At 53.7% G+C, this 20351-nt stretch carries 16 protein-coding genes and 1 pseudogene; 9 read left to right on the plus strand and 8 right to left on the minus strand.

Going from position 1 to position 20351, the window contains the following annotated elements:
* Window positions 1–823 precede the first annotated feature (823 nt).
* The 8 genes and pseudogenes from AC1D1M_RS00530 to AC1D1M_RS00565 form a co-directional block, all read right to left on the minus strand.
* Entirely contained in the window at window positions 824–2005 is a 1182-nt protein-coding gene (locus tag AC1D1M_RS00530; protein ID WP_477762159.1) for a M24 family metallopeptidase, read from the minus strand.
* Between the two features lie 95 nt (window positions 2006–2100).
* Window positions 2101–2787, minus strand: a complete 687-nt coding sequence (locus AC1D1M_RS00535; protein WP_477774111.1) for an aspartate/glutamate racemase family protein — start codon at window positions 2785–2787, stop codon at window positions 2101–2103.
* 35 nt (window positions 2788–2822) lie between these two features.
* On the minus strand, window positions 2823–4001 hold the full coding sequence (locus AC1D1M_RS00540; RefSeq protein ID WP_477762161.1) for a M24 family metallopeptidase: 1179 nt from the start codon (window positions 3999–4001) through the stop codon (window positions 2823–2825).
* 353 nt (window positions 4002–4354) lie between these two features.
* Entirely contained in the window at window positions 4355–5083 is a 729-nt protein-coding gene (locus AC1D1M_RS00545; RefSeq protein ID WP_477762345.1) for an amino acid ABC transporter ATP-binding protein, read from the minus strand.
* Window positions 5084–5348: 265 nt separating this feature from the next.
* Entirely contained in the window at window positions 5349–6323 is a 975-nt protein-coding gene (locus tag AC1D1M_RS00550) for an amino acid ABC transporter permease (protein WP_477762162.1), read from the minus strand.
* Between the two features lie 54 nt (window positions 6324–6377).
* Window positions 6378–7211 (minus strand): transporter substrate-binding domain-containing protein, encoded by an 834-nt coding sequence (locus AC1D1M_RS00555; RefSeq protein WP_477762163.1) that lies wholly within the window; start codon window positions 7209–7211, stop codon window positions 6378–6380.
* 867 nt (window positions 7212–8078) lie between these two features.
* Window positions 8079–8570, minus strand: a pseudogene (locus AC1D1M_RS00560) (ATP-binding cassette domain-containing protein); the annotation flags it as partial.
* Between the two features lie 465 nt (window positions 8571–9035).
* Complete coding sequence (locus AC1D1M_RS00565; protein ID WP_477762164.1) at window positions 9036–10754, minus strand: MFS transporter; 1719 nt, start codon at window positions 10752–10754, stop codon at window positions 9036–9038.
* 497 nt (window positions 10755–11251) lie between these two features.
* Between AC1D1M_RS00565 and AC1D1M_RS00570 the strand changes: the two genes are divergently transcribed.
* From AC1D1M_RS00570 to AC1D1M_RS00610, 9 genes are all read left to right on the plus strand, one after another.
* Complete coding sequence (locus tag AC1D1M_RS00570; protein ID WP_477762165.1) at window positions 11252–11410, plus strand: hypothetical protein; 159 nt, start codon at window positions 11252–11254, stop codon at window positions 11408–11410.
* A 2475-nt stretch (window positions 11411–13885) separates the two neighbouring features.
* Window positions 13886–14251, plus strand: a complete 366-nt coding sequence (locus AC1D1M_RS00575) for a hypothetical protein (protein ID WP_477762166.1) — start codon at window positions 13886–13888, stop codon at window positions 14249–14251.
* Window positions 14252–14546: 295 nt separating this feature from the next.
* Complete coding sequence (locus AC1D1M_RS00580; RefSeq protein WP_477762167.1) at window positions 14547–15296, plus strand: hypothetical protein; 750 nt, start codon at window positions 14547–14549, stop codon at window positions 15294–15296.
* A 114-nt stretch (window positions 15297–15410) separates the two neighbouring features.
* Window positions 15411–15641 carry an AlpA family phage regulatory protein gene (locus tag AC1D1M_RS00585; RefSeq protein WP_477762168.1) on the plus strand — a complete coding sequence of 77 codons (231 nt, stop codon included), beginning with the start codon at window positions 15411–15413 and terminating at the stop codon, window positions 15639–15641.
* 4 nt (window positions 15642–15645) lie between these two features.
* Window positions 15646–16488, plus strand: coding sequence for a ParA family protein (locus AC1D1M_RS00590; protein ID WP_477762169.1), 843 nt, complete (start codon window positions 15646–15648; stop codon window positions 16486–16488).
* A gap of 85 nt (window positions 16489–16573) precedes the next feature.
* Window positions 16574–16783 carry a hypothetical protein gene (locus AC1D1M_RS00595; RefSeq protein WP_477762170.1) on the plus strand — a complete coding sequence of 70 codons (210 nt, stop codon included), beginning with the start codon at window positions 16574–16576 and terminating at the stop codon, window positions 16781–16783.
* Between the two features lie 14 nt (window positions 16784–16797).
* Window positions 16798–18384, plus strand: coding sequence for a ParB family protein (locus AC1D1M_RS00600; RefSeq protein ID WP_477762171.1), 1587 nt, complete (start codon window positions 16798–16800; stop codon window positions 18382–18384).
* Complete coding sequence (locus AC1D1M_RS00605) at window positions 18381–18929, plus strand: DUF2857 domain-containing protein (RefSeq protein ID WP_477762172.1); 549 nt, start codon at window positions 18381–18383, stop codon at window positions 18927–18929. The genes AC1D1M_RS00600 and AC1D1M_RS00605 overlap by 4 nt, the downstream gene beginning before the upstream one ends.
* Window positions 18926–20116, plus strand: coding sequence for an STY4528 family pathogenicity island replication protein (locus AC1D1M_RS00610; protein ID WP_477762173.1), 1191 nt, complete (start codon window positions 18926–18928; stop codon window positions 20114–20116). Before AC1D1M_RS00605 ends, AC1D1M_RS00610 begins: the two co-directional genes overlap by 4 nt.
* Window positions 20117–20351: the final 235 nt, after the last annotated feature.

A 20351-nucleotide genomic window follows, 5' to 3' on the forward strand; every position in this document is an offset into this window, starting at 1 on the left:
CTTTTTCGCTTGTGCAAATTGCTCAATAGAATGAGCTATTAGGCTATTCGAGAGAAATCCATACTGGCTAATTATTGCTCATATAATAGTAAAATTTTCATGTTTTTCATGCATGCTGCGCATTTTTTCGGCGCGAAATTTTGAATCAATGCAGATTACACGCGCCTCAAGGGGCTGCCACCTTAGAAAATTGGCACGAACAAGCACTATATTCGCAAATAATAGTAACGGTACGCGATTCTTCCAGCGAAGCTAAGTAGACACTAAACGGCTGCGATCGCAGCCCAAGAGGGATTGCAATAGTAGTAGACTGGCTGTTGGCGAATTGCTCTTTATTTCGCCTGCCTGAACACTGGTGCAACAAAAGATTCATTAACGCGAAAAAGATTATTCACAGAAAGCCGATAAAAGGATAGTTTTTACGGTAGCGGCATGTTTTAAGCGCGCAGGTGCTAGCTATTCAGCAGTGGTGCGACAAACTAAGTCTGCAGACTCAAACGATTCGTCAATCTTTCATGGCCACATGAGTAGCTGCAATGTGCGACAATAATCTGATCCAAGCGATGCTTTGAACTCATACCAACGTCTAGCACAAGCGTGCCCCATATCATCACTCGCTACGTCTCCCTCCACAGTCGCTGCGTGTCCTTATTGAGCACTAAGTTGTCCTTCCGCCCACCCGGAAATCCGGGGGGCGGGCGCAAGCTTATTTACACGCGATCCCCTGAGCTCCGAGCTTTCAAGATCGAGGCCCAGAACGCCAGGGGAATCGCGAGCGGGATCATCAGCATCAATAGTTCAATGGCTGAGGCGACTGACAATCTTAGTCGATCACAATAAGCTGTCGGGGTACTTTCGAGAGGAACTCCACACCATCCTCGGTCACCAAAAAGCTCTCGGTGATTTCAATGCCCCAATCGTCGTACCACAAGCCTGACATCAGGTGGAACGTCATCCCTGGCTGCAGCACCGTTTTATCGCCATCACGGAAGCTCGCAGAGTTTTCACCCCATGCAGGGGGGTAACCCATCCCAATCGAATAACCGGCCCTGTTGGACTTTTCTAGACCGTGTTTGGCCAAGACCCGCCCATACGCCTGAGAAATATCCTCACAGAGATTGCCCGCAATAGCCTTCTCGAGGCTGGCCTCCATGCCTTCAAGGACAGCCTTTTCGGCATCTAGCATGTGAGTCGTTGGCTTGCCCAAATAGTAGGTACGCGACAAGGGGCAGTGATAGCGCTTATGAACGCCGGCGAGCTCGAAAAAGATACTTTCATTGGCCCGAATGGGCTTATCTGTCCAAGTGAGATGAGGCGCCGACGCATCTGCTCCTGCTCCAAGGTTCGGAACGGCAGCAGGGTAATCTCCCCAAAAGCCGTCGACTCCGCGAGTGCCTACATACGACAGTTCAGCGATGACATCTGACTGTTTAACACCTGGGCGTAACACTTCAGTAACTCGTTCGTACATCGCTTCGACGATCTTGCCTGCCCCTCGCATATACTCGATTTCGCGCGGTGATTTGACAATTCGCAGCCAGTTGATTAATCGCATGGCATTTTTGAAGCGAGCATTAGGAAGCGTTGCCGTCAGTGCTTCAAAACCTGCCGCAGAAAAATAATAACTATCTTTTTCAACACCGATTGTCGCGGCACCATAACCTTCTTCGATGATAATTTGGCCCAGAACTGTCATCGGATGCAGGTGATCGGATTGCACGTAGTGGTCGGCGTATGATTTGATCCGGTCCTCGCCGATGTAAGCTGTGCGTCTACAGCCATTTGCATCCTGGCCTCGACCAAACCACAATGGATCTTTGTCTTTACTGACCACGACGCACTGCGGCACATAGAATGAGTTGCCTTCGTAGCCCGTAAGCCACCCCATATTGGCTGGATCGGTCACTACAAGCAGATCTATCCCGGCCTGCTCCATCGCTAACCGTGCCTTATCCAGACGCGTTTTATATTCGGACAACTCAAATCTCATAAACTCGGTATTCATTTTCGCTCCTGCCTAATTTTTAAAGCTGCTTATGAAAAGCAGTTTGCTCGACAGCTTTTTTTCGTATATTTCACAAAGCCGATCATCTCAAGACTTTAGGTCCTGAGTGACGCTAGCGTTAATCGGCAAAGATCGGTAATGTCGAAAACTGGCAAGCCAGTTGTGCGCCGCACCGCGGGAGCAACGCATGGAAACCCTGTGCACTCAAAAAGCACGGTACCTATCTCAGGATGTTCAGCACGAAGTTTGTCAATGCAAGCTTGCACTTCTAGCTCAATTTGCTCAACATCGGTTCGAATAAATGGTCTGGCCAGTGTGTTACGCACATAAATGCCACCCTCGATGCCGCCAATTATCACGCGAGCTAAGTCTGCAGGGTGCTCCACGCCTAAAATTTCTTGCGTGCAGTATCTAGCATCGGCAGTGATAACTGCCAACTTTGCGGAAGACGGCAGTAGCCTTAACAAAAGAGGGATCAAGAGAAGGCTCGATGTTGCGACTGGGATATCTACAACGGCACTGATCGCAGCTTGGTGACGAATGAAGAAGCCACAATCAGCAACTATGACCTGTGCACCGCGCTCCCTCAATCGTCGAGCCGCTGAAATACAATTGGCCTCAAGGGCCGGTTCGCCTCGGATGATGACTTCTGCAGTCGCTCCCTCAACCATCTCGGTGATAATCGGTCTGCCAAAGCTGGCGGGATCTAAAAGCGAACCAGCCCGAGGTGTCGCGTTGGGGCTGTCGGGTAGGATGCCTTCATCTAGTTCAAGGATGCCCAATGCGTGACCAGCCGAGTACATTAGTGACACTCCTGCTATTTCACAAATAGTTGACGTGGTGTATTGGTCAGTGGCTCAAAGCCGGTCTCTGTCACAGCGAAACTCTGAGTGATCGTTACGCCCATTGTGTCCAACCACAGACCAGGCATAAGGTGGAATACCATTCCCGCTTGCAAGATGGTTTCATCCCCCTTGCGAATGCTGGCAGTCCGCTCACCCGAAGCGGGGGGGAAGCTGATTCCAGTGGGATAGCCCACACGTGACTCTTTTTCCATGCCGTGACGAGCCAGGGCTTTCCTGAATGCGGCCTCGACATCAGAGCAGGTTAGACCAGGCCGGATACTCTCAAGACATGAGTTCAAGGATTCGACGGCAATATCTGCTAACTTCTGGAACGCGGCTGTCGGTTTACCCACGCAAATCGAGCGAGCCATGTTTACTTGGTAACGATGGCGGACGCCTGACAACTCAAGATTGACTACCGCCCCTTCTTGAATGGGACTGTCCGTCCAAGCCGCATGAGGGGCAATAGCCCGCTCGCCTACGCACAAATCCGGCGGACAGGCTGGGTAATCGCCACCAAAACAGACCTGTCCTGCAATTTGATGGTAGTAGATGACAGCTGCGATGTCGCATTCACGAACACCGGCCTCGACCATCTCGACCACACGCTTCATTGCTACATCAGCCAATCGGCCTGCTTCTCGCATGACAGCTACCTCCGCCGGGCTCTTTACCAGACGAATCCAACCCACCAGCAAATCCGCGTCGATGAACTGGGCCTGTGGCAATGCTCTTGTCAGGTCGGAATGAGCGCGTGCGGAGTAGTAGTATCCGCCCATCTCGACACCGATACGGGCTCGGTCGTTGCGTATCTCCTTGAGAATATCGGCAATGTACGCGTAGGGCGAAAGAGTGTTTGACTGCACATAAGTATCTGGATATGCCCTAATGTTTTCGTCATCCAAATACGTAGTCATGACGGCCGAGATACGATCCATGAACCGTCCCACCCATATCGGTTGATCATGATCTAGGGATACAATAACCATCTGGGGGGTATAGAAGGAATATGCATTATATCCAGTTAAATAGTTCTGGTTGCTGGGCTCGGACAGCAATAGAACGTCAATATTTCTGGCAGCCATTTCGCGCCTGACAGCAGACAGGCGCATTCCAAATTCTTCTAGTTCAAAATGCAGTTCTTTGATCACTTTGTCACCATCGTCCGAGTTGCTTGTGATACGTGAGATGGAATCACCTAACTAAAAATTTCCCAGCCTCTCAGCGGCTTATAATTCTCGTGCCGATAAAGGGCAAGTATGTTTCCTGTTATAAAGCTGTTGGCTTGCGGTATTTGATGCGCAACGCGAGAGCGATTTCTGAATGGCTTGCTTTGAAGTGCCGTGAAAATATCCCCGCTTATGCGTCACGAGACCCTAGCCACTAGTCATTCCGAATTGCGGCTTACGATGCTAACTAAGGTCACACTAATCACAATGTCATTATATGACCCCACCACTCAAAACCGTCACAAGGCGACGCGAGCCTCCTCATGACGTGGCTATTAGTGGCGGAGAATCTGACTAAGGAACAGTTTAGTTCGTTCATGCCTAGGATTGGTGAAGAAGTCTTGAGGAGCGCCCTCTTCTATAATTCTCCCAGCATCCATGAAAATGACACGGTCAGAAACAGAACGCGCGAACCCCATTTCGTGTGTGACGCAGACCATGGTCATGCCATCGCGAGCCAAGCTGGTCATTGTCTCGAGAACTTCGGCGACCATCTCCGGATCGAGTGCAGAGGTCGGCTCATCGAACAGCATGACCGCAGGCTCCATACAAAGAGAACGGGCTATGGCGACGCGCTGCTGCTGTCCTCCTGAAAGCTGAGCCGGATATTTATTCGCCTGCTCCGGAATTCGAACGCGCTCAAGGAACTCAAGAGCAACTTTTCTCGCTTCGGCCTCGGGAACACCCTTGATCCACATCGGCGCCGCCATGCAATTCATTAGGACCGTCATGTGCGGGAATAAATTGAAGTGCTGGAACACCATGCCGACATTTTTACGCACTTCGGAGATGTTGCGCATTTTGCTATGTAAGTTGATTCCATTGACAATAATCTCGCCCTCCTGATGCGCTTCAAGCCGATTGAAACACCGGATCAGTGTCGATTTCCCCGATCCGGACGGTCCACAGATGACGACACGTTCGCCTTTGCGGACGGTGAGGTTAACGTCGGTCAACGCTCTAAAGTTGCCGTACCACTTTGAGACGTTCTTTACTTCGATAATTTTGTCCGCGTTCACTACCGCGTGCTCCTTCCGAAATCGCGCCTGATCCGGAGTCAATCCAGTTCGGGTAACATCGGCATTTATGACCTCGTCAGTGCTTTGTCGCTTTGTGACGTTCGTCGATTCAAATGTGTTCAAGCTCATCTTGCCTTACTCCTGCCCAAATATTGCCAGATCGAAGTCGATTTAAATCGCGAAGCGTCAGTATTCACCGTGGTGAGTCTTTGCCACTTTGTAAACTTCGCCGCTTCGCGTGCACCCTCGTTCATCGCGTCTTATTCCGGGCGTAATGACTTTCAATCCTGGACTGAATTATTTCAAGGCAAACGGATAGAACCCAATACAGAATAGCCACAGCAACCAACATCTCCATGTGATTAAAGGTGCTCTGACCGAGCGTGCGCGCGAGAAATGTAAGCTCCCATACACCGAGGACAGAGACGAGTGAGCTATCTTTAAGCATTGAGATGAACGTGTTTCCCATTGGGGGAATGATGATAGGCAGCGCCTGCGGCATGATAATCTTGCGCATGGTGAGCCCAAAGCCGAAACCCAGTGAGCGAGATGCCTCCCACTGACCGCGATCAATGCTTTGGATACCTGAGCGAAAAATCTCCGTCATGTATGCACCAACGCACAACGAAAGCGCCAACACACCTGATGGCACAGCATCCATCACAATACCCAGCTGCGGCAACCCGAGATAGATGAGGTAAATCTGCATAAGTAGCGGCACGCCGCGGAAGAACGAAGTGTAAAAGCTAGCAATGCCGTAAGCGAAACCGTTAGTTGAAAGTTTTGCGACAGCCGCCGTAACTCCGAGAATTGATGCAAAGACAAGTGAAATCGCCGAAACATAAATTGTAGTAACCACGCCCTGCGTGATCAGGAAGGGCAGTTTTGTCCAAATAAAGGGTAGGCTTAGATCAAACGACTTGAAGAAGGCGAGAAATAAGAGAAGCAATTCAGACCACACAATACCGATTTGCCATATCAGAGAGACACAACCGATCAGCACGATGTTGATACATAATAGGAGCGCAATAACCAAGGCTGTTGCGAAACGCCCGTACAAACCGCTATTCAACGGATCGCCAATGACCGGTCTCATGAGCTCACCCATAGTGGTACCGGCAAGATTGAACACAAAGAAAACCACGAACACAACCGCAAAGATCAAGGCAACAAACCATGGGTTATGTACCAGCACCCTTGATTCAACTGTATCTTTATAAAGCATGAGAAATCCTCATCAAAAAAACGGCCCGACTAGCCTTGGACCGCTATGACATTATTATTTTTCGACAGAGAAATCTTCGCCGTACCACTTCATCGTCAGCTCAGAGAGCTTACCGTTATCCCTGATACCTTTGACGGCTAACGCAATCTCGTCGCTAAACTCCTTGTCGCCATGGAGAATTGCAATTGCTGCCGGGGCGGCGAACAAGGTCCCGGGAAGGATCTTTAATGGGTAGCCGGCTTTTATCGCATCCTGCGCTATCGGTGTGTCAGCGACGACTGCATCAAGCCGAACACCATCGCCAAGTCGAAGGTCGTCAAGCGCAGTAATGGAGCTTGAATAGCTCTTCACCTTTCCAGCTGTGAATTTGAATTCTATTGGCTGAGCGGCGACCCAGTTCGGTGTGAAAGTATGGTTGACATAGGACTCCGCCGAGGTGCCTGCCCCAACGCCAAACGCCTTGCCATCGAGATCAGAAAGCTTTGTCGCCTTGCTGTTCTTGTGAACAACGGCAGATACCGGCCCGTAGAAGTAGATAGCCGGGAAGTCAAATACTTTTGCACGCGCCGCGGTCGGGGTCATCTGACCCATGGCCATGTCCCAGCGACCCTGCCATTTGCCTCCGGCGATAATATCCCAGCCCGGTGTCACGAATTTCACCTGCACCCCCAAGTGGTCAGCGATGGCCTTTGCAACGGCTACGTCAGAACCATCGAGTTCTTGCTTGTCATTCAAAAATGACATCTTGCCCCAGTCCGTCCCAACCGCCACTGTGAGGGTTTTTGTGGCCAGCACGTGGTCGAGCACTTGACCGGCATTGGCTGCGGTCGACAGTACTGTAGACACAACTGTAAGCGATGCTGCCACTAACATCATGAGCTTGCGCATACTTGAGTTCCTTATATTTATTCTATGGTTTAAATCATCGAGCCCAGCACATCTCCGCACCGCAGGATCGTCTAAATCCAAGTACTTCGATTTGCCTCTTAGCGCATCCCTGCCATCGTTAATTTTTTACCCCTATCCTCCACGCGATACAACATATGCTTCTTATTTACCATTGAGATCCAGGTGGATCATTTCATCGCGATCGGCATTAATGAGCGTTTGGATCGCGAGGATCGAAATGGGCCGACGAGTACAGGTCTCGGTAACAATATTGACCCAATCGAGTAGTGAAAATGCTGCATTTTCTATAGATTCATGCATAAATACTGCACCAATACAGCGTTTTCTGCAGTTCACGGTCGATTCCGGGCGGCAGTTTAATTTTTTCTCCAGCCACCGCAGGCGGCAATCCAACATTGAATGAAACGGGCCCGGTCCAGTCGCGACAGCGCATCAGGTAATCCGGTAATCCGGTAATCTGATCCTTGGTTGCACTTTCAGGATTGGTAGGGGCTAAGACCGTCGGAGTGATATTGCTATCGGATCCCAGACGCCGAAATCCTGCAGCTTGCTCATGCCGCCAAGATGGCGGGCTCTCGGGGCATTGCATGTCGCGGCTTGTACCGGAAAACGAGGCGGCAGAAGTCGACCGCTTGATCGCAGAGCGCGGCCTTGTAATGGTCACCTTTCGATGATCCGAATGCAGGTCAGGCCGATTTCCGCCGGCCCCGCATCATCGGTGCGGCATAGGCCGTCAAGCGCTTCGAGGGATTGGGCATTCCGGCTCAATGTTTGCAGTTACAAGTTGAGCACCTGTGTATCCGAAGCCGACTGTTGATGTGCGTGGCCAACAGTCGGTGTGCCGGGTTATTTCAAGCTGCCGGTAAGGAACTGCTGCAGTCGCTCGGACTGAGGCCTGATCAGCACTTCGCGGGGGGTGCCGCCTTCTTCGACCCGGCCCTGATGGAGGAACACCAACTGGTTCGACACCTCGCGAGCAAAGCCCATTTCATGGGTCACCACCATGGTGCGGCCTTCCTGGACCAGGTCCTGCATCACCTTTAGCACTTCGCCGACCAGTTCCGGGTCGAGCGCCGAGGTCGGCTCGTCGAAGAGCATCACCTCCGGCTCCATCGCCGGCGCCCGGGCAATCGCCACCCGCTGCTGCTCGCCACCGGACATATGTGCCGGATAGGCACCCTTGCGGTGTGCGACGCCGACCTAGTACAAGTAGTGTTCGGCTTTTTCCCGAGCGTCTTGCTTGCTCATCCCCAGTACATGCGCCGGGGCATCCATGACGTTTTCCAGGGCGCTCATGTGCGACCACAGGTTGAAGTGCTGGAACACCACCCGCCTGCTGTGGCGCAATAACAACCGGCGGGAGCACCCGGTTGTCTATCGTTGGCTTGAGTCTGGCACTGAGAAAACGGGACTTACCCCGATGCAATCCCTGCAACAGACTTGTGAGCGGATCGGCCATCACCATTGCTCGAACAAAGGAATCGAGAATGGTAGTGGAAACGCTTGGGGGCTAAAGCTCCCAATAGGCAGAGGTCCCCATGGTTTCCGCAAAGGCTGTTGGCCGTCAGATCGCGATGATTGTTTTCGTTTCACTCGAACGAGATCGGACTGCTGACATTATCGATCGGCTCAAGGCCGCAAAACGTAAGACGCGCGCGGTGCGATCAAGTATTACGTCACGGGAACACGGATTTTATCCTCGTAGTGACCACCAAAGACCACTGTGGTCCAAGAGACAAGAACGATTTCAAGGCCTCCTCCCGTCACGCCTCGCAGTGGTAAAGATGTTCGTATTTTTCCAGCTCAAGTTCTGTCAATGTGAGGTTTGAGCGGCATATCGTCGCGGACCGGCACGGTTTGTCGTTCAATCTTGTGGTTGGTTTTGGGTGGGCAATCACCTCGGTGCAGCGCCTCGAGGCGCGCCACGATTTCAGCGTCAGCGTGCGTCAGCCTCTGATTATGGCGCACGTATTCGACCCACGTGGATACGTGATAACTCTCGGTCCACATTTCAGGCTTTTCCAGGTTGCGGAGCAGCTTCCATTGTCTGGCACCATCTCGAAGTCGCGCTTTTCGCCGGAGTGCCATTACGTTTAGAAGCTCGGCAACATCTCCCTGATCAATTAAATAATCCACTGTCACCGAGATTGGTCCTCTGCACGATCGCAGGTCGATTTTCAGCACCGGCTCACTGAATTTGTCAGTCGGATCGAGATTGTGCGCCTCAAAATCCGGCTGGGGAAGAATGATGCCGATCAGCCCACCGAAGACAAGAGCAAGGCTTGCAATGAGCAGGGCACCGGTAACACCCTGCGTGTCGGCCAGTTCGCCCCATATCCAACTCCCTGCAGCCATGCCACCGTATGTGGCCGTTTGGTAGAGTGACAAGGCTCTTCCGACAACCCACCGCGGCGTCGAAAGTTGGACCGTCACACTGAAGAGCGATAGTGCCTGTACCCATGCCACACCAGCAGGCATGAGAAGCAGACAGCTCAGCCAAACATACTTGCTCCATACCAGAAAGAAGCAACAGATGGCCAACATGAAAAATGCGCCGCGAACGACCCACTCATTGCTGAGGACTTCCTGAACCCGTCCAATGAGAAACGCGCCGCAAATCGCTCCGAAACCGAAGAAACCGAGCATGATTCCGTAGGTCGTGGCAGTCCCCCCAACCTGATCACGGGCAACGACGGGCAGCAGAGCCAGAATAATGATGGCGGTGAAACCGAAAACGAGGCTCCGAAACATCACCTTGAGAAGGTTCGGCGACAAGAGTACGTAGCGGAAGCCCGCAGCCATCGCGTTACTGAAAGGTTCTCGCGGGAGCAATTGATGCGCAGGCTCCGTCTTCCATCGCCAGAGCGTGGCGATCAAGGGAAGATAACAAAAGACATTGAAGAGGAAGGCGAAGGCCGCACCGGCTGTTGCGACAATCATGCCTCCAATCGCCGGTCCGATGCTGCGCATAAGGTTATAGCTCATGCTGTTGAGTGCGACCGCGCTTTGCAAATTTTGACGGGGAACTATGTCACCCATCGACGCGGACCATGGCGGGTCGAACAGTGCCGAGCCGCAGCCGATCAGGAAGGTCAGGCTCAACAGAACCCAGGGTGTCACTGCCCCCGCATAGACAAGAAACGCCAGGCCGACAGATACGCAGAACATCAGCAGCTGAGCCGCCAGCATGATCTGCCGACGATCAAAGTTGTCCGCGAGCGCCCCAGCTGCGAGCGAAACAATCACGACCGGCAGTGTGGTCGATGCCTGGACGAGTGCCACCAGTCCATGAGACGTGGAAATGCTTGTCATCAGCCACGCCGCACCCACCCCCCTAACGAGGCTGCCGAGATTCGATATAAGAGAAGCTGACCAGAGGGAACGGAACGTCTTATATTGAAATAGTTCGAGCGGGGAGATTCTCTTAGGCATTTTGGAGGTCGCAATACGAGCATTTTGGTGTTGTTGTGGGTGGTGCCGGATTGCCATGGATGCCGCCTCAAAAATTGCCGCATAGAGCATTGCTCGCGCAGAATTCCGCAGGGGGGGGAGTAATCATCCTCTCGGAGCCAGGCAAGCTGTGGCAAGATACTGCGGCATGGCCCATGCTCGTCTAGCATGGCAATGCGTTCTTCCACAGACGCCTCTCGACAATGAACGCTCCGCTTTCTACGGAGACTCCATAGCCCCTTCCCGAGATACTTGTGAAGAACAACTGCGAACCATTGCAAGCAAGGTACTGGTTTCACCATTGCGGCTTACGGTGTTTTTAAGCGGACTCATGCAGAATTCCTGCATCCTATCTAATAGCTGACATAGTTGATGGCTCCCAAGTGAGCGCAGCCTCAACGTGGCTCACATCAGCAACCGCTGTCTCCGGTCCTGAGCTCGACCAGCAGCACCTCATGTACTAACTATCTCTTTGCGCCGAATCTCATACCAATCGGTATTATTTCAGGCGCTTGAGGGTTCACAAAGTGCGATGAATCTGAATCCCTAGTGCAAACAGACGGCTTGGCATGGGGCAGCACGTTTGGCTTCGCACGGATGACATCGGCGATGACCTGCGCAAGTCGGCGCAGCTATCGAAGGAGGCTGCCCAGACGCTGTGGCTTCTGGCTTTTGCGCAGATTTATGATGGGGTGATGCTGGCGAGGCCGCTAGAATTGGTGGCGTGAACGTGCAGATTGTGCGGGACTGGGTCGAACGCGTTAACGCGCAGGACCTCGGGGACTTTTAAACGTCAAGGCTCCGGGCAAGCGTTCGCAACGGGCGCTGACCATAAAATACTGTGCCACCTCGGCATGGAGCCCGACCGTCAGTTCCAGTCACGATTGCGACTACATTGCGAGGGAGCGGCAATCGGTAAACCCCTGGCTTTCTGTCGGCTCTACGAATGACATCGATGACTCCCTGTCGATCTTGTTGGTTTGCTTTCGGTGCTATGGATATTCTCTGCCTCCCCTGTGGAGCGAGCCTGTTCGCGATGACGAAACGCTGGGTACGCGGAGTAAGCATCTGCCACTTATTGCTCTAGCCGTTGAGGCTGTGCCTCTGTCCAATTAACGCTGCTCATCGCAGCCTAGGTATGGCGTTGGGTAAGTGAGCACGGGGCTCACCCATCTCAGTCGCCTTGCGCTCGCGCTCAAAGTGACCAAACTCATTCAGCCGTTCTCGACCAGCCAAGCCCAACAGTCATGCAGTTGCCCACCCCTCCGTGCAATCTAAATGACCAACTGCGGATCATTCAAGTGCCTCACCAGCCGGCGAGCGAGATGAAATATCACATCGTCCGATACCACCGGCCACCAATATCAGCGCTGGCGTAAGAGGATATGAAGCGGGACGGCAAACTAACCTGAAGCGCAACTTGACGTCCACCTCATCTTGCGGACGTACGCTAAAGCGGTTGAGATCACCGTATCGATAGAGCTCGTCGGAAAACGCATCCAGCAGCCAATCTAGTGATGAGCCAGGATTGAACGTCGCAAACTGTCGAGCTGGTAATCCGGACTTGTCAGACACAGCTCACAGCATTCAACCACAAAGTCATCCTGTCGCGTGCTGGCCGCTTACCAGCCGGAACATTGTACATGATGAGGGAAACGCCTTTCGCTTCCCACTCGACGATCTTGCGATGTTCTTGTCCAGGTTCACAGTCGCCCAATGCCCTAGTTTGCGGCGCAATTTCGCCCAACATCGGTCGGCGGCCAGCGCATCCATCATGCAGCGCGGGAGCGCAACACTTGATCATTGATGCTGCACCCAACGAAGCGCACCACGTAGTTGCGAAAAAGCTCGCTCACGAAGCGTGCTGCCCAGCGTTCCATGAGATAGCCAAACCGAAATCGCCACCGGTCATTACCAACCAGTTTAATACTGCGTCATCTACTTTTTCGGCAGCAGGCTGTGGTGATAAACGAGACTGTTCTTTGGCATAGGTAGCATAGTCGCAGCCTACCCATGAAACGCTTGCCTCGTTCGCTTGGCTGCGGCCTTCTGCGGCGGCAGGCGCGTGAGTACGGAGGGTATGCAGGATTTTGTGTTACCGGGGTGAGGCTACTGTGGCAACCTGTCCTCGTAGATGCTCTCCAGCGCAGCCTTCCCGTTTCGGATCGGCATCGTCCATTTGCAGATGTGCGTGCTGCGTCTGCGCGATCAAGTTTCTGTTGCTTTCGAATCCTGAGGTTGATGAGAAAAAATGCAGGATTTTGTCATGCCTTCGCCCCATTGCGCCGCAAATCAACGGTCCAGCTGCCATACACTTCTGAAAAAGGTATTTACTGGGATTTAAAAAATGCAAGGTATTGCAAACATTGCAGTTCGCGCATTCAGATGGCCTGACCTTCTGGAAAAGTGCGCATTTCTTAACGGCGAATTGACTTCAGAATTTCAAACACTTCCAGTCATTGCCCCTGAAACCGGTGAAGATTTTGGATAGCAGACTGTTTGATATACAACCAATGTTGGTGATGTTGTCCGCTTTGGGAAGGCACCGTTCCTTAACTGCTAAAGCAGAAGAGAAAATGTCCATCGTATCCACTCGCAGCACCAACGCAACGGATGCCGAGGCGGTCGACCGTTTCATGCTCGATGAGCTCTCCAGCGGGAAAGCGCCCCCCCGACGTCGTCAGACAAAGGGCGCAGACAGTGCTTGCCGGTGCTGGCGTGGTCGCCGTGGTCACAAGTGCAGATGGCGAGCCGGTCGACATCATGGTACTGAACGAATGCATGACGATCCATTCGGGAGACAAGTTCGGAAAGTTTTCGGAGCTTTATGTTTGACCGGACATGCGCTCCGACGGGATTGCCCTCATATGCTTGAGGTCGCCTTGCAGGAAAGCCGCGCTCGTGGATGGACGCGACGGGAGTTTGAGCGCCCGGGCAATCAAAATGGAAGCGCACTCTTGATTTCTATGTGCGGAACGGGTTCGAGGAAGTCGGCTCTCGGCTTCGTCAGATGATGTAGGGATACTCATATGGAGGCCTTCTCGGGCTCAGTCAATCATCATGCTAGCGTGTGGCCCGATATGCAGGCAGACAAGCCCTGTGAGATCGGTGAGTCGCTACAGCTAACTGGATATCATCACGCAAGGTGTAATGCCCAGACGCTTACCCACCATCACGGTTCACGGTACTTCAGGTGGCACAGGATGGTGTCGCCCGAACCTTTCAGCACATTTGCCTGCTCAATGCCTGAAGGGGGCCGAAAAATGTCATGGTCGGCTGCCATGTGCGCCCCTGGCAACGGTCTGTGGGCGGTTTTGAGCCGTCATCGCAGGGCCCTGGAAGAAGAAGCGCAAACAGGTGAAATCGCCTACCGCTTGTTCAAATATGCGGCCATTGCGTCATTCACCGATTATCGCGTCGACAGTTTCGTCTACAGCCCACCAACTGGGCCTGAAATCGCCCGAGCCCTAGCCTCCGAGCCATGCTCGCTGGTCCTCGACGAGCCGTCCGCCGAAATGAATACCAGCAAAAAAAGCCCAGTTGTGCGGCCTGCTGGAAAAGATCCGTGACGATGGCCACACCCTGTTACTGATCAAACACCAATTTTACTACTTGAACCTTACCAGACATTTACCGTCTGGAATTGACCTGCGCCCCACTTTGCCCATATCCACATACCTCTCTGGTGGTGAATGGACGAGGTAAGCAGCTAGCGTCGTATCAAGGAAAAACAACGAATCAATAGGTAGATGGACTGACCTCACCGAGTGCCGAATCCGGAAGTACAGCTCCTGCGCTCAGCCTGGCTGACATAGTGATGCTCCACGGGAGGCCGGACCATCGGAAACGGAGGTCCGTTCGCATATGTCTGTATATATTTTCAATCCACAAACTAAAACCTTCTATAGACCGATTGAAGCAGCATTACGTTGGTGCAACCTCATTCGTCATGAAGCAGAAATAATAGGAGCTGATGAGATCTGCCCAGAGAGGCTTGGAAAAATATTCCCACAATGGCCGTGCCTGCGCGCGACTACTGAAGCAATTTATGACGCTGTACGTAACGGTGAGTTGCCTTATGGGTGTCTCGGTATTTCGGTTCGCATGGGGACTTACGTAGAACCTTTTCAGCTGACAGTACGCCACTCTGATCTGCGCAACTGGATGCAGGTTCACTATCCCGATCAAAAGCCTAGCTTTCTGTTTGAGCCCAGTAAGGATGCTGATGAAAAAGTCAGCCTAGGAACCTACCTAGCACTTAAAGCTGATCGGGATGTCATCCTGCAAGAGCTGGAAACGCTGCGGCGGCACCATCAAGATTTTTTAAAAGACCTTCAATCAATCGGGTTAGAGCGAGATGAGCTCAAAGCATTGGTCAAAACGCATGGCCACATCAGTGAGCGTAGCGAAATCACGTATCAGAATATTATTGGTGTTTTAGTCAACCTGCTGCTGGGCCATTCACCCGCTGGAAAGCCTCTCTCCGTATTCAAGAACCAAGCCGCAATCGTCGATGCTGTTCTCGCACGCTACAGAGATGTGCCTGGTCTCAGCAAACGAACGCTAGACGAAAAATTTGCCTCAGCCAACCGTAGTCTCAAGAAACACAAGTAATCGATGCATTGCACTGCAATTCCTTTGATTGCAGTGCAATGACTACCTCTGTTTTCTGCTATTCAATTCAGGTCACTTCCCACCACGCGCCAATCAGCGCCAGGAGTGACCAGCATGCCCAGCCAATCCTCACCCATCGTTGAAGTACCTCAACTGCAAGTAGAACGTCACATCATGCGGCGTGACGAGGTGGAGCGAAAAACCGGCTTCAAGCGTGCGCACATCTACAACCTGATGAAGGAAGGAAAATTCCCTCAAGCTAAGCGCATTGGATTGCGTGCCGTGGGCTGGGATTCGTTGGAGATCGAGCGCTGGGTCGTTGAACGCTTAGGTCAGCAGGCCTGATGTCATGCGTGTGGTATCGGTGGTATCGACTAAAGGGGGCGTGGGCAAGACCACGGTGACCGCCAACCTCGGCGGCCTTCTTGCAGATGCGGGCCTGCGCGTCCTTCTATTGGACCTGGATAGCCAGCCCACTCTCTCCAGCTATTACGCCTTGAGCCAGAAAGCTGTTGCTGGTGCGTACGAGTTCATAGCACTCAACCTGACAACTCCTGCACAGATTGTTTCCAGAACGGTGATTGCAGGGCTCGACCTGATCCTCTCCAACGATGATCAAGGCCGACTGAACACTTTGCTGCTGCATTCCCCCGATGGGAGATTAAGGCTGCACAATTTGCTGGACAATTTCCGTCTCAATTATGACCTGCTTTTGATCGACACTCAGGGCGCACGTAGCGTGCTGCTGGAGATGGCCATCCTCGCCTCAGATCTCGCCCTCTCTCCCATCACCCCGGAAATGCTCGCCGCCCGCGAACTGCACCGCGGCACCTTGAAGCTGCTCAGCGACCTCGAACCGTTCCGCCACCTGGGCATTCCACCGCCACCGTTGCGACTGCTTCTAAACCAGGTGAATTCCATTCGAGTGGACACACGGATGATCATCCGTGGCCTGCGCGAGACTTTCACTGGGGCTTACAACATCTCGGTTCTAGACACCGTCGTTCCAGACCGAGTGGCGTATCTCAATGCCGCCTCCCTTGGCCTGCCGGTCCACCGAATCGAGACGCGTCGCTTACGAGAACGACTAACGCCATCGGCGCTGGAAACCATACAAGCACTGGCCATCGAGTTGTTTCCGGAATGGCGCGAAGCGATCTCTACGGTGGGCAGGCGCGCGGAGGATCAATGAGACGAATCGATAATCCCACATTTCTCACCCCGTCATTGTGTTTGATCGACCTTGAGGCCAACAGTGTTTGGCAAGGAGTCTTTTGATGTTGGATCAGCTTCCCACCATCGTTCAGCCCCCCCTTCGAGCCCACCGTCCACCTTGCGACGAGTATTGCACCGTAGTCTTTCGCCTGCAGGGTGGGCGCTCGACCATGGGGTGGTTCCTCGCAGAACTCTCCCGACATTTCGAAGGTTCGGGCACTGCCGAGATCGTCAAATTCGAGGTCGGTGACCATTTGCGCAACCGGCGTTAACGGAGGTTGGTCAGATGAAGAGGCTCAGTCAGGAGCAGGTCACCGACAAGCTGCACCAGGACCACTTCCTACGAGGTCCAGAATTGGAGCGGGTATCCGATCCACTTACTGACACGCCGATGCTGGTCACTCTGGAGCAGTTGCGACCCTACGAACACAACCCACGCTTCATCCGTAATCCGCTATACGACGATATCAAGGCTTCGATCCGTGAACGCGGGCTGGATCAACCGCCACCAATTACCCGCCGCCCGGGTGAAACCTATTTCATCATCCGCAACGGCGGTAATACGCGCTTGGCGATTCTCGGCGAGCTGTGGCAGGAAACCCGCGACGAGCGCTTCTTTCGCATTCATTGCCTGTTCCGTCCTTGGACCAATGAAATCACCGCCCTACTCGGCCATCTGGCCGAAAGCGATCTGCACGGCCAACTCACCTTCATCGAACGTGCTCTGGCGGTAGCCAAACTCAAAACCATGCTCGAACCGGAGGGGACTGTGCTCTCACAACGTGAGCTGGCACGACGTCTTGCCGCTGGAGGCTATCCGATTTCGCAGTCGCACATCAGCCGGATGCTGGACACCCTTGAACACTTACTGCCCGCCATTCCACAAACCCTGTATGCCGGTTTGGGCAAGCCGCAGATCGAACGTCTAATCACTCTGCGTAGCCAGGCTGAACGTACCTGGAACCGTTATCCAACCGCCACCGTTGCGTTCACCGATTTTTGGCTCGAGACCCTGAGCTACTTCGATGCCGAACCTGAATCCTTCGATCTTCAGCAGCTCCAGGATGAACTGCTCGAACGCATGAGCCGCTTGCTCGGACAGTCCTACCGCATGTTGGCCCTGGAGCTGAGCGATACCCAACGGATAATCTCGACGCCTGGCGTTGTCGTCAGCACGCCCTCAGTGAACAACCATCTACCGAACGTTGATGAAGCCGCGTCAGGACCTCACTCCTCCGAGTCCCGCCCCCAATCAACTGTGACCAAGCCACAGAGCGAACCAACGCGAGAGGAACTGCTTTCACCACCTAAAACGAATGTCGTCTCAGCGGTCAGCCCTCCGTCACGTGTTCAACAGATTCGTGAACAAATCGAGCGCGACACTGCCACTGGAGTAACACCGACCGTTGAAACCTGTGCGATCGACGACGTCTGGATCATCGCACCAACACTGGATAACCCCGAACAACTGCGCTCAGCCATTGCTGGACTGGCGCGGGAAATGGCGGCCTATGCCGGACATCCCGAGAGCATCATCGATCAGCAGCTTGGCTTGGGCTACGCCCTGAACATCGAGCACCTTGATCTTGCTACACCGCGAGCGACCGGTATTCACCTACTGCTCCTGGCCCTATTACGCGCTCAAGACGACGTGAACTGGGAGGATCGCCAGCAACTGCCCTCCGCCCTGTTTGGCCAGCTGTTGCTGGGAATCTATCAACTCCCTCTGACCGATCGTCCCGCCGTGGACGTAGGACTGGAGCGGCTGCCCGACAGTTTGTTACTCAAGCTGTATCGCCTAATCCGCTTGGCTCGTCGTCTAATCGACTTAACGCTTGCCCCTGAAGACGACTCACCGGAGAAATTGCCATGAGCCCGTCCTTCAATGTGCTCAACCAGGCCATGCTGACTCAGGTGCTACACGAACTGCGCCTGGGTAATCTACAACGCTGTAAGGCACTCGGACTGGGTGAGGACGACATCTACCTGTTGCAATCCTTACCACCCACCACCCTATCGCGCCTGGCCCATGCCACCGTACCCTGGGTTGAGGTCAAGATTGACTCGCCGGTGCTACATCGGTTGATCGAGCAAGCCGAACGCGACGAGCAGAACGAACGGTTGATCAACCGAGCGCTCAAGCTAGGCGCCAGCAGCACCATCATGTATCAATGCTTCGGCTTGGCGCATTCGGAAACCGCCCTGCGTCGACGTCTGCTCAAGATAGAAACCCGTAAGGGCCGTCCTCAGCATTTGAGCGAAGCGCAGGAACATGCACTCTGGCAGCGATGGTGCCAGCTACGCGCTCAGGACGGTACCGAGGATCAGCTCGACGCCATGATGATGCTGGCCGAAGAACAACAGATCAGTTTGACCATCGTTTGGCAGCAGATTGACCAGTACAGCAATGGAACATGAACACTGCCCCTTCCAGTCGCTGGCAGCGTGTCCTGCAGCAATGTACCCAGCAGCTGAGTGAACGCTGGCCCGCACGCCCTACCACCGAACAACCGTCCAACCAGGCTCTGCAGGCTGGTTTTCTGTTCAGCGGCCAATCACACGAAGTCGTGCCGCGTCGCCTGCTGTTGGATAATCGTCTGACACCGTTGGAACGGAATGCCTGGCAGGTGTTTCGACTCATGCTGCAAGGCCAGGGTGTGGTGACTCCGCGCTATGAGGATTTGCAGCCTTACCTGTCCAGCGTGCCCTATGGTGCGTCAGCCTCCCGCGAAACCATTGCTCGCGTCTTGACGATGCTTAGGCTCACACGCTGGCTCAGCTTGGTGAGTCGTGGCCGCGATCAGCTCAGCGGGCGCCTACAAGGTTCGCTGTACGTCCTGCACGATGAGCCGTTAACCCCCGCCGAAGCCATGGAGCTGGATCAGGATTACCTGGAGCTGGTCGGACATGCCCTCGGCCATGCAACGAAGGCTGTGCGCATTGTCGCGCAGCATGTTCTGGAAGAAATTCGCCAGGACACCCGTATCGATTTAGGTCAGCTCCCCACCCGGCTCGACAGCTGGGGTGAACACTGGACGCAGCAAGGATTGGATCAGACAACTGATACCACTATGCACGATTCCGAACTGGGGGAAGATCACCTTGTTCGGAATCGTGCAAGCCCTCGTTCGGATTCCGAATCGGGTCTAAACGCCAGCATTTCCAGCGCAGTTCGGATTCCGAACGCCGCCTGTACTGTATTAAAAGAAAGTATATGTACTGTACCGCACGCGACCCCAGCGGTGGATAACCTGCACTGGCCCGATTCGCTGCACCTGAGTCCAAGCGAGCGTCAGGCCGTCGCCGTGGCGCTGAACAAGCTCAAACCAGCGGATCGTCAGGCGGTGCTCAACGAAGCGAGCGCACGCTGTACGGCAGGAGGTATCCGCAAGCCAGCGGCGTATCTGATGGGCCTGATCCAGCGCGCACTGAAAGGCGACTTTCGTCCTTGGGCAGGTCAGACAGAACCCTCACCCGTTGCAGAACCGCCCCCAACGGCATCCTCGCGCCCATCCCGAAAACAGGGCGAACCCGCCTCCGTCCTCGCCCAAGCGTGCCTGAATGAGCTACGCCAATTGCGCGGCAAACGCCCTGGACGTCAGTAGATTTGATGCCAGTGGCATCAAATCTACTGAGTTCTAATGTGAGATCGCAAAGGGCCGAACCTGCGCAATCCGAGCGCCATCGCCATCGCCATCGCCATCGATGGAAATGATGCCACTGGCATCACTCACGAACGTCTCTAAAATTAACCCTCTCAAACCGAATAGACCGCATTCAGCTTTTTGGCTGCCCTTGACCCTCATCTGTCGCAACGTTCCCGTCCAAGCTTATGCGAGG

It is taken from the genome of Pseudomonas sp. P1_F7 (assembly GCF_056405655.1).